We start from the raw sequence: 15239 nt of genomic DNA, 5'->3' as shown, positions 1-15239 counted from the left end.
CAATCTTACGCATGATAAAGATTTGCTCGTTTTCCAGTTTTCGGGAATCGTCACTGTCGGCAAGTTGCTCCAAACGGTTGTTGAATTTCACCATTTCAGCTTCTTTTTTCGATAAGCTTAACTTGTCAAACAAAGCGTCCAGTATTTTATTGAATTTTCCTTCGATATGACGACGGGCGTGTGGTACGCGTCCAAAACCTTTCCAGTTCTCGATATGCTGTTTAATGGCATCAAGATCGGCTTTGTGTTCGCCAGACAACTGGAAGTCTTTTAATTGCTCCAGATAGTCCTTTTTCTTTTCAAAGGCGTCGATTTCTTCCGAATTGGCTTCGTTGCGTTTGGCATGTAATCGATCGAAATAATGATTACAGGCGTCTTTAAAGTCTTTCCAGATGCTATCGGAATATTTACGCGGCACATGTCCGATCTTCTTCCATTCTTCCTGGATTTGCTTCATGATCGGTGTTGTGGCATTAAAATCTTCGTTGTCTTTTAAAGAATTGGCTTTTTCGACCAAAGCCAGTTTTTTATTCAGGTTATCCTGTTGGTCTTTTTTAATGTCTTTGTAAAACGAGTTCTTCTGAGCGTTAAAATTGCGAACAGCGTTCTTAAAAGCAGTCCAGGTGTCTTCGTTTACTTCCTGTGGTACTTTTCCGGTTTGGAAAAAAGCCGTTCGTAAAGCTTCTATTTTTTCAATCTGACCTTGCCATGCACTATGAGCGGTAATGGTTTCGTTGGAAACGGCTTCAATTTGTGCGATGATTTCCTTTTTCTTAGCCAGATTTTCTTCTTCTTTTTCTTTGGCTTTAGCAACAAGTGCTTCGCGTTTGTCGTGTAACTGACGCGTTAGCTCGCTAAATTTATTCCATAATTCCTCACGGTGTTCGCGGGATACGGGACCGATCTCTTCTTTCCAGATTTTGTGTAACGACTGTAATTCGCGGAACGCTTTGGTAACATCACTCTCGTTGACCAATTCTTCTACGCGGGCAATGATTTTTTGTTTTTGCTCCAGATTGTGTTTAAAATCCAAATCACGTGCTTCGCGATCCAAATGCAGATGATCGTAAAAACGCTCGATATGAAAATGGAAATTATTCCATACGTGGTTGTATTTGTCACGAGGGATAGGGCCGGCATTTTTCCAGCGCTCACGCAATTCATTTACGCTTTTTAGCGTATCCTGAATGCTTTCTCCCGGATTGTCGATCAGACTTTTCAGTTCTTCAATAATCGCCTGACGAACATCCAGATTGTGTTTCAGGTTGTTTTGAAGCTGTTTGAAGTGCTGATTTTTTAAGTCTTTATAGTGATTGTAAATAGAGTCGAATTTGTTTTTTAACGGATAGTGATAGTCAAAACCGGTCACATCGCCGTTATTTTCATGGCTGTACTCATCTCTTTTCTCATCGATAAAGTGATGGTATTTGTCCATAAAATCTTTTCTGATTTCCTCTACGTGGTTTCGGATGGATACCACCTTCTGATTGGCAACCAGTTTTTCAAGTTCGGCAACCAATTCCTCCATAGACATGGCTTCATAGTGAAGCATCGGGATATCATGACCTTCGGAAATGGCATCGTCTTCGCCTTCCTCGGCATTGGAATTCTCGATGGCTTCTATGGCAGATTGTTCTGCTGTTGGAACGGTTTCTTCGCCTTTAATTTGTTCCTGTCCGTCTGCCTCTGGCAGGTTATCATTCTTTTCTTCTAACATTGTTGAAATGCTTAAGTTTAACATTAATTGAGTGGAAAGATACTAAAAGCATACGGAAAAGGCAAAAGAAAAATGGGATAAAGTGCGTATTTTTTGCTATAAACCGATAATTGATGTCAGTTTTTTTGCACTTTTGGAATTGCTGTAACCAAAAGCAAAAAAATAAAGACGGTGTAAAAGCCGTCTTTATTTTTGTTTTTCTGTCCAGATGTCCCAGGCTTTTTCCGCCTGAAAAACGAGCATTTCGTAACCGTTTTTAATTTTGGCTCCTTGTGATCGCGCTCGTTTTAAAAATTCGGTTTCTTCGGGATTATAAACCAGATCAAACGCAATGTGTTTGTCGGTAAAAAGGGAGTAATCCAGTTCCGGACAATCCTGTATATTCGGAAATGTGCCTAGTGGCGTGGTGTTGATAATGATTTGATATTCGTTAAAAAGAGTATCGTTCAGTTCGCTATACGAATATTCACATTCGGTAGCATTCCGGGAAACGAAGTCGTATTCAATTTTTAATTTCTGAAGCGCATAGGCTACGGCTTTGCTGGCACCACCGGTACCGAGAATGAGGGCTTTCTGATGGTGTTTTTTAAGCATCGGTTTCAATGCTTTTTTAAAACCGTAAAAATCGGTGTTATAGCCTTTGGTTTCGCCTTTTTTGGTAATACGAATGGTGTTTACGGCGCCAATTACGGCTGCATTTTTAGAAAGTTTACCTAAAAACGGAATGATAGCTTCTTTATACGGAATGGTAACGTTCATTCCTTTTAGGTTTTTAGTTTCGGAAAGGATAGTAGGAAACGCTTCGATAGTATCGATATCAAAATTGACATAACTATGGTTGTTAAGTCCGAGGTTTTCGAATTTTTCGGTAAAATATTTTTTCGAAAATGAATAACTGATGTTTTTTCCGACTAAGCCGAACTTCCTTTTCTTAACTTTTTTCATAATAAAAAACGGTTAATTAAATGAATCAATTAACCGTAAAGATACTGGTAAAATATGGTATTTGGATGCGTCTTATTCGTTTAATTTCTGATACTTTTCAATCTGTGTTCGAATCGCTTTCTGATTCCAGATTACCGGGAATAATTCTTCCAATAGTGTATGATTGTTAAAGTTTAATCGCAATCCGTTGCTTAGGTGGACTTTGCCTTTTTCTTCGTCGTGAAGCATATAGTACAATCCGGCCAATCGGTATTCGATTTCGTATTCTTCCGGGAAAAACTCCGAAGCTTGTAATAAGGTTTGTACGGCACTGTCGAATTCACCTAAAAATTGTAATAAGTCAACCCAGAACAACCAGGTGTCTAATTGATAATCGCCAAACTCTACGGCTTTGCGGTAACCATATTCGGCTTCCTCAAAAAAGCTTAGTTGTTTGTTGATCGCGCCATAGCGTTTCCAATACAGTTTGTTTTCGTTGTCGATACCAATTGCTTTGTTAACATAGTACAAGGCTTTTTGGAAATTGCGCTGACGGATATAGAAATCGGTAATGGCAATCCAGGCTTTGTCCAACAACGGATCTTCGTGTACCGTTTTTAGATAAAATTGTAAGGCAACATCGGTTCTTCCAAGACGTTCGTGGCATTTTCCGATGCGTAAAAGTGCAAAAGACGTTGGATCGTCCAACTCCATAGTGATGTTGTAACAATCGATCGCTTCCTGGTATTTTTTTAGTTTTTCAAGTGCTTTTGCTTTTTCAAGATACGCACCTAAAAAACTTTCGTCAATCAGCGTAGCATAATCGAAAGCGCGAACCGCCTGTTCGTAGTTTTTTACCGTATAATACTGGCGACCTAACTGATGCCAGGCCACTTCGCTATATGGATTTCGGTCGATAAAACCGTTTAAGAAAAGAATCGCATCGTCGTTTTGATCCAGAAAATCGAAACAGTAGACTACGTTGTATAAAGCGGAATGATCTTCGGTATCGTTTTCGAGACACTTGATGAAATTTTCCTTGGCTAGTTCCAGATTGTCCATAAAAAGGTACTCCATGCCGATAAGCGAATATACGTCGGCATAATCGTCGGTATAGCGTAAAGCGATCTGTAAAAGTTCCACCGCTTTGTCGTGCTGATCTTTTTTGGAATAAATATTGGCTTTCTGGATATAAATTTCTTCGTTGGTTGGTTCGATAGCGTATAAATCATTTAATAATTTTTCGGCTATGTCCAGTTTGTCGTCAAAAACCAGAAGCTCCACCTGAACCAGTTTTAAACCGGTTGATTTTGGGTGCTGTTCCAGTCCAAGTTTTAGGGCTTTTTTGGCTAAATTAATTTTACCCGTATCGAGATAATGAAGAATGATATCTTCAAACTCTTCGGAGTCAAAGAAGAATACCTTGTTGGTTTTCAACATCGATTCGAACTTTGATAAGGATAAACTATTATCTTCTTCCTCGTGACTCAAATTCATACTCCAGTTGTTTAAAATTATCCTTATTAAAATTAGGAAAGGTTTGTTATTTTTTCAGAAATCGAAATGCTATGTTGTGAACAATTTAATTAACAATTTTAGTTTATTCACAAGGGGTTACATCTCGTTCATGACTTCATTCATAGCTTCAATAATGATGCCACATCCTTCTTCGATTTCTTCGTTGGAAAGCGTCAGGGGAGGCGTAATACGTATGGCACGGCCTTCAAACAGCAACCAGAACAAAATCAACCCTTTTTCCTGACATTTAAAAATGACTTTATTGGTAATTTCAGGACTTTCTGTCATGGGGGCGAGCATTAAACCTTCGCCGCGGATTTCAGTGATCAACGGATGTACCAGTAATTTACGGAATAATTTTTCTTTTTCCAACGCCTGTTGCATCAGATCCGTTTCAACTAATTCCTGTAAGGTCGCTAAACACGCTGCTGCGATCACTGGATGACCACCAAAAGTTGTAATGTGTCCTAGTTTAGGATCGTGGCTTAAAAGATCCATATGCTTTTCGTTGGCCGTAAAAGCACCAACCGGCATACCGCCACCCATTCCTTTACCCATAACCACAATATCTGGAACGACATCGTAATTCTGGAAACCGAATAATTTTCCGGTACGTCCGAAACCGGGCTGGATTTCGTCCAAAATCATCATGGCACCCACTTCGTCGCAACGTTGGCGTACTTTCGTAAGAAAGCCGTCAAACGGTTGTACAAAACCGGCACCACCCTGAATGGTTTCCAAAATGATTCCGGCGGTTTTGGATGTTATTTTTTGTAAGTCTTCTTCGTTGTTAAAAGTGATAAAATCCACGTCGGGAATCAAAGGGCGGAATACTTGTTTGCGCTCTTCAAAACCCATTACGCTCATCGATCCCATAGTATTGCCGTGATAGGCGTTAAAACAGGAAATCAGCTGACTTCTGCCGGTCACACGACGGGCTAATTTTAGTGCGCCTTCCGTGGCTTCCGTTCCGGAATTAACCAGGTAGGTCTTGTTTAGTTCGGCCGGCATATTTTCAGCCAGCAATTTACAAAGAAGAACAGATGGATCCTGGGCATATTCGCCATATACCATTACATGGGCGTATTTGTCCAGTTGATCTTTGATCGCATTGGTTACACGCGGATGTTGATGGCCTAGTGTACAAGCCGAAACTCCGGCAACAAAATCGAGGTATTTTTTTCCTGTAGTATCGTAAATATAAGAACCTTTGGCGTGCGAAACTTCCATGGCTAACGGGTGCGGGGAAGTTTGCGCCTGGTATTTATAGAAATCCTGAATCATTTTTTCTTGGTGTTTTTCGCTTTCGCTTTTTCTTTTTTGGGAGGTTTGCCGTATTCTAATGTCTCTTTCGTGGCCTCCATTGGTTTTTCATTTTCGAGATCTTTCGCAAGACTCTCTTTTAATATTTGTGCGTCCAAAGCGAGTTCTTCCGGAGGGAAAATGTCATCTTTGGATTTGATGCGTTCGTCGCCACGCCAGACAAAGCCACGCAGTTTTCGTGCGTTTTCCGGAAACTGATCCGGTGGATAACTGTCGCTTTTCGGGTCGACAAAGGCGGTCATGGTTTGAATTTTATTGTCTTCCAGTTCAAGATGGATCCGACTACTAACGCCTTTATCGATCATTTCCAGCTCGTTTTTGTCGTTATACATATAGTAGATCTTTTCGGTGTTTTTAACCAAATCGACAGTGGAAAGTTTATTGTCTTTGAATTTGCCAAATAAGTCCTGTCCTTTTACTTGATTAAAGCCGGTTCCTAATGTATCTTTCTGTACGATAAAAGCATTGTTGAGTACTTTTAAAGAATCCAGTTTTTCCGTTTTATTATTACCGATAAGATGAATGACGTCGCCGGTCATTTGGCTTTCGTTGTTCCAGAGTACCGGTTTTCCGATAAGCTGGGTTAATCCTTTTTTCTGATCGGAATGGATCGAATCACATTTCCCGCTCATATCGATTTTGTAGATACGGGCGTTGTTAAAACCACGGATAATCCGTTCGCCCTGTTTTCCGGTAACCAGTAGTTTTTTGGCATGGATATACACCGAATCGTTTTCGACCAGACTGGAAAGTAAGGCCTTTTTGGTGATAAACATGGAATCCTGTTTTTTATACACTTCGGCATAATGTCCCCGGACAATCATTTTGTTGATGGTGTCGGTGATTTTGACATTGTCTGTGGCGGAGGAAAAATCCCGCTTCCGGTCGTAAAATATCTTATCGCCCTTTATGAGCCTGTTATCGTATTTAATCGTGGAATTTTTGGTTAGTGTTGCCAGATCCTTTTTGGTGTCGTAAAATCCTCTTTCAGTATAAATGACATTGTCTTTACTCGTAATTGTAGACGGACCGAAAACATAGGCATGTCCCGAATTGTCGTAAAAATCCAGATGATTGGATTTGATCACACATTGCGGATTGGTTACGGTGACTGCGGTAAGGAACTGATACTTTTTTTCGTTCAGATAATAGCGCCCGGATTTACTTTTCAGGGTATTGTCTTTGTTGATAATGGTACCGTTGGAATTGTAGTAAGCCTGTTGGATATTCCGATCAAAATTTAACGTATCGGTGGTTAAGGTCGATTCGGGTGAACGCAAAACAACCTCGCCGGAGGCATAGGCAAACTTTTCATTACCATTGTATTCGGCATAACGGCTGTTCATGAAAATAGTATCGCCCTGGTTCATAATTACATTACCAAAGGCTTTGGCATAATTTTCTTTTTCGAAAAAGTACAGTTTATTACAGTTGATCAATACACCATCGTGTTCGATCTGAACATTACCGGTAAGAATGGAAGCACCCGGGATTTCATTTTGATTACTGTCGGTGAAATCCGTATGGATGATCTGGATTGTTTTTTTTTGTTGTGCCACTGCCGAAGTAGTACACCAAATAGTGAAACTTATAAGAAAAAGAAAGAATTGCTTCAAAGTCTGAAATTTTGTGCCAAATTTAAGTAAAATCTACGAACGGGATTTTTAATTAAGAATAATTTATTAAATAATTAAAATATGCGAAAAATAAAAAAACGCCTCCGTTTGGAAGCGTTTTTCAGATTATTTCAGAATCGTTTGTGTTCTGTCGGGACCAACCGAAATCACTTTGATTGGTACTTCCACTTCACTTTCGATAAATTCAATGTATTCTTTTAATTCGGCCGGAAGTTGTTCGTATGTTGTCATTCCGGTTAGGTCGGCTTTCCAGCCTTTTTTCGCCACATAAACCGGAGTTACGTTTTCCGGTTCGATGTTATACGGTAAATGGTTGATGGTTTCGCCGTTATAGTTGTAACCGGTACATACTTTTAGGGTATCAAAACCGGAAAGTACATCGCCTTTCATCATATACAATTGTGTAACACCATTAACCTGAATCGCATATTTCAGGGCTACCAAATCCAGCCATCCGCAACGGCGGGCTCTTCCGGTAACCGATCCAAATTCGTTTCCAACGCGTGCCATGGTTTGTCCGATTTCATCGTGAAGCTCGGTTGGGAATGGTCCGCTTCCTACACGGGTTGTATACGCTTTAAAAATACCGAAAACATCTTTTACTTTGTTCGGAGCGATACCCAAACCGGTACAAGCACCGGCAGCAGTAGTGTTGGAAGACGTTACAAACGGATAGGTTCCGAAATCGATGTCAAGAAGGGAACCCTGAGCACCTTCGGCAAGGATCGATTTTCCATCTTTCATCGCCTGATTCAGGAATGCTTCGCTGTCGATAAACGTAAGTGTTTTTAAAACCTCGATGGCAGCAAAAAACTCATCTTCCAGTTCTTTTAGGTTGTATTGCATGTCTACGTCATAAAACGAGATCATGGCTTCGTGTTTGTCGGCCAAAGTACGGTAACGTTCTTCGAAATCGGCAAGTTCGATATCACCTACACGTAAACCGTTTCTTCCGGTTTTGTCCATATAGGTCGGTCCGATTCCTTTAAGGGTAGATCCAATTTTGGCTTTCCCTTTTGAAGCTTCCGAAGCGGCATCCAATAAACGGTGTGTTGGTAAAATCAGATGTGCTTTTCTGGAAATAAGCAAACGGGATTTAATATCCATATTGAATTTTTCCAGGCCTTCCAATTCTTTCTGGAAAACCACCGGGTCGATCACGACACCGTTTCCGATGATATTAACGGAGTTTTTGTGGAAAATACCGGAAGGAATGGTTCGCAGTACGTGTTTGATTCCATCAAATTCTAAAGTGTGTCCGGCGTTTGGTCCGCCTTGAAAACGAGCAATAATGTCGTATTTTGAAGTGAGTACGTCAACGATTTTTCCTTTTCCTTCGTCTCCCCACTGTAATCCTAGTAGCAAATCTACGGTCATTCTGTTGTTGTTTGTTGTTTTGTGTTTAATATAGTTATTTGTCGTATGCGTAGTTGTTAATTCTCTTTGTGCTGTTTTTTCTGTCCGTACAGGTATAACGAGTGGTTGTGAATTTCGATATCGAAAATCTCCTCAATCGTTTTTTTAATGGTCTGTATTCTCGGATCACAAAATTCGATCACTTCGCCGGTATCGGTCATGATAATGTGATCGTGTTGTTTGTCAAAATAAGACTTTTCATAATGCGCCTGATTTTGTCCAAACTGATGTCTTCTAACCAAACCGCATTCCAATAATAATTCTATCGTGTTGTAAAGCGTTGCACGGCTCACACGATAGTTTTTGTTTTTCATTTTGATGTATAGGGATTCGATGTCGAAATGCTCGGCGCTATCATAAATTTCCTGAAGAATAGCATAACGTTCCGGTGTTTTACGGTGTCCTTTTTCTTCCAGATATTTAGTGAATACGCTTTTTACAATTTCTTGATTCTTATTATTTTCCATAGTAGGTTTGGTATGAAATACCCGCAAAGATAAGCTTTATTTTTTGGAGTGTAAAGTTTTAATCTGGTAATGTTCCGGAATCGGAAAATTTTAGTTTTTTATTAACGAAAAGTGAGAACTTCTTAAAAACAAATAAGTACTTAACGGGAATTAAGTACTTATTTGAAGTATAAATAAAAAGCTTTTTTAGTTTTTATGAACGCGGGTGACTTTGTCGATACCGTCAATTTTTTTGATGTTGTCGATCAGTTTTTTCAGGATGGTATTGTTTTGAACGACCACGGTTACCTGTCCGTTAAAAATTCCGGCTTCACCGCTAAGGGCGATGCTTTGAATGTTTACGTGCATCTGATTGGAAATAACCTTGGTTAGCTCGTTGGTTAAACCTAAGGTGTCCATTCCGGTAATTTTAAGGATGGCTTTAAATTCTTCCTGAGACGAATCGATCCATTTGGCCGGAATGATCCGGTAGGCATAATTTGACTGTAAACTAATGGCATTCGGACAGTCTTTACGGTGCACTTTAATCCCTTCGTTGATCGTGATAAACCCGAAAACATCATCACCCGGAATCGGATTACAGCAGCTGGACAGTTTGTAGTCCAGTTTTTCCTGTTCCTTGCCGAAAACGAGTAAGTCGTAATTTTTTATAATCTCATTACGGTGCAGCTGTTCCGGTGCGACATTAGGAGAACGTTTGATCTTGTTTTTAAAGAAGTTGATCAAGGTATTGTTTTTCTGCGCGGCAAAATCTTTTAATTGCTGGTTGTCGATCAGACCGGCTCCGACACGGTAAAACAAATCCAGACTGGTTTGCAGCTTGAAATAGTTCACCAGTTCGTTAACGGTGGTCTCGTTAAGCGTAATTTTTAAATGTTTTAATTTACGCGTTAGCAACTCTTTACCATCTTCGGCGATTTTCTTGGTGCTTTCGTTAAGCACGCTTTTAATTTTATTGCGCGCACGCGATGTGGTTACGTAATCCAGCCAGCTTGCCGTAGGCTTTTGGTTTTGTGAGGTGATGATTTCAACCTGATCACCGCTATTCAGGACATGATTAAGCGGTACGAGTTTTCCGTTAACCCGTGTTCCGCGGGTATGCATTCCGATTTCGGAGTGAATACTAAAGGCAAAATCCAGTGAAGTGGCACCTTTTGGCAGCGATTTGATTTCGCCTTTTGGTGTAAACACATAGATTTCTTTGGAATACAGGTTTAATTTAAAGTCTTCTACAAAATCGACGGCATTGGTTTCTGCGTTTTCCAACGCTTCGCGCAATTGGTTTAACCATACGTCAAGACCATTTTCCTCAGTGGCACCTTGTTTGTATTTGTAGTGAGCGGCATATCCTTTTTCGGCAATTTCGTCCATACGTTCGCTGCGCACCTGAATTTCCACCCAACGTCCTTTTGGTCCCATAACGGTAATGTGCAGGGCTTCATAACCGGTTGATTTCGGCGATGAAATCCAGTCACGCAAACGGCTCGGACTCGGACGGTAATGATCGGTTACAATCGAATAGATTTTCCAGGCCAGAAATTTTTCTTCCTGAGGCTTGGATCTATAGATAATCCGCAGGGCGAATTTGTCGTAAACTTCATCAAAGGTCACTCCCTGAACCAACATTTTACGCCGGATGGAGTAGATGGATTTAGGACGTCCTTTCATCGTGTATTCGATGCCTTCTTCGTCCAGGGAATTTTTAAGAACATCGGAAATGGATTTAATGTAAGCTTCCTGTTCTTCTTTGGTCTCTTTCATTTTGCTTACAATATCTTGGTATACATCCGGTTCGGTGTATTTTAGTCCAAGATCTTCCAGTTGTGTTTTGATGTTGTACAACCCCAAACGATGCGCCAGCGGAGCATAAATATACAGGGTTTCCGAGGCGATTTTAGCCTGCTTATAATCAGCCATGCTTTCCATCGTCTGCATATTGTGTAAACGATCGGCAATTTTGATTAGAATTACGCGTACGTCGTCGTTTAATGTCAATAACATTTTGCGGAAATTCTCGGCTTGCATCGAGATTTCCTGATCGGTTTTTACCTTGGCTATTTTGGTTAACCCATCGACAATTTGCGCGATTTTAGGATTGAACATTTTTTCGATGTCTTCAATCGTGATATCGGTATCTTCGACCACATCGTGCATTAGTGCTGCGGCAATGGAAGTGGCGCCAAGTCCGATTTCGGAGGCGACAATTTTAGCCACGGCAATAGGATGGAAGATATAGGCTTCTCCGGATTTACGACGTTGATCTTTGTGTGCATCGACAGCAACATCAAAAGCTTTACGGATCAGTTTTTTATCTTCTTCGGTAAGGGTTTGGTAACTAATGCGAAGTAGTTCTTTGTATTCTCGCGCAATTGCTTTGTTTTCTTGTTCTAAATCAATCTCAGTCATAACAATTCATTCAATTCCTAAATTTAGTGTAAAGAAATAACTTTTGCAAGTACAGTGCCCCGAATAGCTGCTAAATAATGTTAAAATTTGAGCCATAAAAAAACGCTCTATAGAGCGTTTTGAGAATTTATTTGACCCGATTGAAATCCAGATCCTGAAAATCATAACTGAAATCCGTTAGTGGTGAAATGGCATCCATTTTAATATTCTGTAAGTTACCGTCATTATCATAGGTCAGGTACATAAAAGCATCGGCATTAAAATAGCGGTTAAACCATTTTACGGCGTAAATATTGTCTTTGTAGAAGAATATCTCTCCGGACAACTGCGGTGACCGTTTGGAAATAAAATGTAATTTTTTTCCTTTTGTTACAATGGATACTTCGCCAAGCCAGTTGTCTTTAAAAACACCGGTCAGTTTGTCGTAATTGTGTTTGAGCTTGCGATTCTTCAAATTCGATGCGACAGTTTCCCATACTTCGTTGGTTACTTTATCGGCTTCGGCTTCCCGTGATATTTTTTGATGACTGTATTTGGATACATAATCGGTATACGGGATATCCAGATAGCTGTCTTTTATGGTATTGGTAATGGCATTAAAAGCGGCACCCGACTGTTGGTTGGTAAAAACAATAATACCCAGTTCCAGTTCCGGAAGTAGGGTTACCTGTGTTACGATACCTTCCAGTCCGCCGGTATGCGAAACCTGTAGTTTTCCTTTAACATCGTTTAATTGCCATCCGAGACCGTAGGCTGTAAACAATGTATAATAAGGAGGCGTGGTACTGTTTGGTAAAATGGTTTGTGGAGTCCACATTTCGTCGTGTTGCTGTTCGCTAAACAACTGTTTTTCCTTGTTTGGACCATATTTTCCCTGTTGTAACTGCACTAAAGCCCATTTGCTCATGTCGTTAACGCTGGAGTAAATTCCTCCGGCAGCATCGAGAATGGTGCTTTTATACCGTTTGATAACCTGTAGCTTACCGTCTATCGGTACATGAGGAACGATGGTATTGGTGGTGTCTTTTAAGCGCGACCAGGTTCCCACGCTATTCTTCATTTCCAACGGTTTCATGATACGTTGTTCGATAAAGGCAGCCCAACTTTGCCCGCTCACTTTTTCGATCACCTCGCCGGCAATTACATAAAGCAGGTTGTCGTAATCGTATTTGGTTCGGAATCCGGAAACCGGTTTGAGATATTGAATGTTTTTTACAATATCCTTAGCGGTAAAATCATGACCGTCCGGCCAGATCATTAAATCGCCGGCACCAAGACCCAATCCGCTACGGTGTGTTAGTAAATCCAGAATGGTAAATTCGTTGGTAACATAGTCGTTATACATCCGGAATTCCGGGATGTATTTTTTTACCTTATCGTTCCAGTCGAGTTTGTGCTCGTCTACCAGTATGGCTAATGCGGCAGTGGTAAAAGCCTTACTATTGGATGCAATTCCGAATAATGTATTTTCGTCTACTTTTTCTTTTGTTTTGATCGATTTTACTCCATAACCTTTGGAATGGATCACTTTTCCGTTTTTAACAACGGCAACAGCAATTCCCGGAACGTCAAAAGTCGTCAGGGTTTTTTCTACCAGTTCGTCTATTTCGGGAGAACTGATTTGGGCATAAATTGAAAAACTGGACAAGAATAAAAAGAAAAACTTTTTCATAATCATGCAATAATTAATTTTGGTTATGTGAGACGTTGTCTTTTGGCTTCAAAGATTAGAATTGCAGCGGCAACGGAAACATTCATGGAATCGATCTCACCTTCCATAGGGATGATAATATTCTGTTTACTGGCGGTACGCCATGCTTCGGTAAGTCCGGTAGCCTCGGTACCGACTACAAGCGCGGTGGCACCGGTATAGTCTTGTGTATGATAGTGTGTTGAATCTTGTAATGTTGCGCAGTAAATAGCGATTTCCCGTGCTTTAAGATAAGCGATAACGTCTTCGGTCGATCCGGTTGCTATGGGTCTTGTAAAAAGACAGCCCACGCTGGAACGGATGATGTTCGGATTGTAAAGGTCGCTTTTGGGATTGGCAATAATAACGGCATCCAGATTGGCGGCATCGGCAGTTCGTAATAAAGCACCGATATTTCCCGGTTTTTCCGGAGCTTCTGCTACCAGAATAAGCGGATTTTTCCGAAGTTTTAAATCGGATAGCAACAAGGATTTCGATTCGGCAATGGCCAGAACACCTTCGGTGGTATCGCGATAGGCCAGTTTTTGGTAGACTTCTTTGCTGATTTCGATAATTTCAGTATCCGGTTCTGTTAGTTCATGAACTGCAGAAAGTGAAATTATTTCCGGAGAAAATAAAACAGTAATAAGTCGGTAGCCACCTTTTTGTGCCAGCATTATTTCTCGCTGACCTTCAATAAGGAAAGTGCCGGATTGTTTCCGGTTTTTGGCTTTGTCCTGTAACTGGAGCAACGATTTTATAAAAGGATTTTGGACACTACTGATCTGCTTCATTGGTATGCGGTGAAAAATGCGTTATTTTTTTAGGGTAAAAATAAACTTAAATTTATAAATATAACAAGGATAGCCGGAGGAATAACAGCTATCCTTGTTATTTTTATTTTTTAGAATAATCGATATCCTAAGATAAATGAAGTGGTATTGTATTTACTGTCGTATTTTGTTTCATTGTTAACAAGACTACGATTCGTTGCATAACGCAATTCAAAACTGAAACGCTCTAAGAAACGGAAACCGGCACCGATACCAAAATTATAAACAGGATCTACATTAACTTCAGTAGGTTGCGTGTAAACGGTGTAGACCAGTTTGGATCCCAAATCAATATTATAGCTAAAGATACCGTTGATAAATAAAGCGGATTTGTCGTTTAAGTGCATATAATAACGAACACCTACCGGAATGTCAAGTGATTTATAATCAAGTGAATGCGTGAAACCATCCTGAACGATTTCAGATTTGTAAGACTGGAAACTTGGTTCCAGAATCAGACTCCATTTATTTCCGTATAACGGTAAAATATACTCTAATTCGGCGCCAATTCGGAATGTCATTTTGTTACCAAAATCAACATACGGCTCGCCAAAGTTTTTAGAATTACTGTCAAAAGAAGCTGACGTAGTGTTTAAACCGATTCTCGCACTAAGGTGTAAAGCGCTTTTTCGAACAATCTCCTGTTTAAAAGTAGAAGCGGCTCCGGATGGATTTTTACATGTATTGTAGGCTTCAAAAATATCAATCAGGTCGTTGTCACGGTAGCGAAGTTTACGCAATATCTCACGAGTGATAGATTCGCACTTTAAGTTGGTTAGGATCTGATTTTTATAGTCTTCATTGGCTCTGATTTGAATATTTTCATCCAAATACGATTTGAAAATAAGCGGTTCGATTTCGGAACCATTATAAGAATAGAAGAATTTATACGAATTCTCGTCTTCAAATAGGTAAAGTGATGCATCACCTTCAACCAAAACTCTTAGGAATTGTCCTTCTTCATTGAAAATAGGTTCCGGAGATCGGCTTAAAGAAGCCATTTTTTCAGAGGAGCGATCCAGTTTGATCCAGGCGCTGATAAACTTAACTTTTTGATTGGTAAAACCAAATGCTTTAATATTGGACCAATTGGCCGTTTCTACTGTACCGTTTTCGTCTCGTTTGTATTCGATTTCTTTAGGATTGTTACGCCAGTCAAGATTTTTAATCCAACAAGTTATACGTTCATTACCGTTTTTAATAATATATCCTTCTTCAAATTTGATTTGTGCCTGCGTGGTAAGAGTAGTAATCAGTAATAAGGCAAATAGTAAAATTTTTTTCATTAATGTTTGTTTTGATGTTTGT

11 protein-coding genes are annotated in these 15239 nt (G+C 40.1%); all 11 read right to left on the bottom strand.

The annotated features are described in order from the left end of the window. Positions 1–1717: DUF349 domain-containing protein (locus Q1R07_RS11425; protein WP_300490160.1), on the bottom strand; the 1717-nt coding region annotated here is incomplete at its 3' end. Between the two features lie 186 nt (positions 1718–1903). Further along, positions 1904–2662, bottom strand: coding sequence for a shikimate dehydrogenase (locus tag Q1R07_RS11420; RefSeq protein ID WP_300490157.1), 759 nt, complete (start codon positions 2660–2662; stop codon positions 1904–1906). A 72-nt stretch (positions 2663–2734) separates the two neighbouring features. Next, positions 2735–4138: a tetratricopeptide repeat protein gene (locus tag Q1R07_RS11415; protein WP_300490154.1), complete on the bottom strand. Its 1404-nt coding sequence runs from the start codon at positions 4136–4138 to the stop codon at positions 2735–2737. Between the two features lie 117 nt (positions 4139–4255). Beyond that, entirely contained in the window at positions 4256–5443 is a 1188-nt protein-coding gene (locus Q1R07_RS11410; RefSeq protein ID WP_300490151.1) for an aspartate aminotransferase family protein, read from the bottom strand. Beyond that, complete coding sequence (locus Q1R07_RS11405) at positions 5440–7041, bottom strand: OstA-like protein (RefSeq protein ID WP_300490148.1); 1602 nt, start codon at positions 7039–7041, stop codon at positions 5440–5442. The genes Q1R07_RS11410 and Q1R07_RS11405 overlap by 4 nt, the downstream gene beginning before the upstream one ends. A 183-nt stretch (positions 7042–7224) precedes the next feature. Next, entirely contained in the window at positions 7225–8496 is a 1272-nt protein-coding gene (locus Q1R07_RS11400) for an adenylosuccinate synthase (RefSeq protein WP_300490145.1), read from the bottom strand. A gap of 56 nt (positions 8497–8552) precedes the next feature. Beyond that, positions 8553–9002 (bottom strand): transcriptional repressor, encoded by a 450-nt coding sequence (locus Q1R07_RS11395; protein WP_300490142.1) that lies wholly within the window; start codon positions 9000–9002, stop codon positions 8553–8555. Positions 9003–9188: 186 nt separating this feature from the next. Then, entirely contained in the window at positions 9189–11408 is a 2220-nt protein-coding gene (locus tag Q1R07_RS11390; RefSeq protein ID WP_300490138.1) for a RelA/SpoT family protein, read from the bottom strand. Positions 11409–11535: 127 nt separating this feature from the next. Next, positions 11536–13080, bottom strand: coding sequence for a serine hydrolase (locus Q1R07_RS11385; protein ID WP_300490135.1), 1545 nt, complete (start codon positions 13078–13080; stop codon positions 11536–11538). Positions 13081–13103: 23 nt separating this feature from the next. After that, positions 13104–13892, bottom strand: a complete 789-nt coding sequence (locus tag Q1R07_RS11380) for an RNA methyltransferase (RefSeq protein WP_300490131.1) — start codon at positions 13890–13892, stop codon at positions 13104–13106. A 110-nt stretch (positions 13893–14002) separates the two neighbouring features. Then, complete coding sequence (locus Q1R07_RS11375; protein ID WP_300490128.1) at positions 14003–15217, bottom strand: outer membrane beta-barrel protein; 1215 nt, start codon at positions 15215–15217, stop codon at positions 14003–14005. Positions 15218–15239 lie beyond the last annotated feature (22 nt).

Origin of the sequence: Flavobacterium sp., from assembly GCF_030146175.1 — a bacterium.
Classification (GTDB): domain Bacteria; phylum Bacteroidota; class Bacteroidia; order Flavobacteriales; family Flavobacteriaceae; genus Flavobacterium.
The sequence above is the reverse complement of the archived record's forward strand: the minus strand, read 5'-3'. Positions and strand labels throughout refer to the sequence as shown.

Coding starts and splice junctions, on each gene's coding strand:
- Q1R07_RS11420 (WP_300490157.1), bottom strand. CDS start 2,662: ATGAAAAAAGTTAAGAAAAGGAAGTTCGGCTTAGTCGGAAAAAACATC.
- Q1R07_RS11415 (WP_300490154.1), bottom strand. CDS start 4,138: ATGAATTTGAGTCACGAGGAAGAAGATAATAGTTTATCCTTATCAAAG.
- Q1R07_RS11410 (WP_300490151.1), bottom strand. CDS start 5,443: ATGATTCAGGATTTCTATAAATACCAGGCGCAAACTTCCCCGCACCCG.
- Q1R07_RS11400 (WP_300490145.1), bottom strand. CDS start 8,496: ATGACCGTAGATTTGCTACTAGGATTACAGTGGGGAGACGAAGGAAAA.
- Q1R07_RS11395 (WP_300490142.1), bottom strand. CDS start 9,002: ATGGAAAATAATAAGAATCAAGAAATTGTAAAAAGCGTATTCACTAAA.
- Q1R07_RS11390 (WP_300490138.1), bottom strand. CDS start 11,408: ATGACTGAGATTGATTTAGAACAAGAAAACAAAGCAATTGCGCGAGAA.
- Q1R07_RS11385 (WP_300490135.1), bottom strand. CDS start 13,080: ATGAAAAAGTTTTTCTTTTTATTCTTGTCCAGTTTTTCAATTTATGCC.
- Q1R07_RS11380 (WP_300490131.1), bottom strand. CDS start 13,892: ATGAAGCAGATCAGTAGTGTCCAAAATCCTTTTATAAAATCGTTGCTC.
- Q1R07_RS11375 (WP_300490128.1), bottom strand. CDS start 15,217: ATGAAAAAAATTTTACTATTTGCCTTATTACTGATTACTACTCTTACC.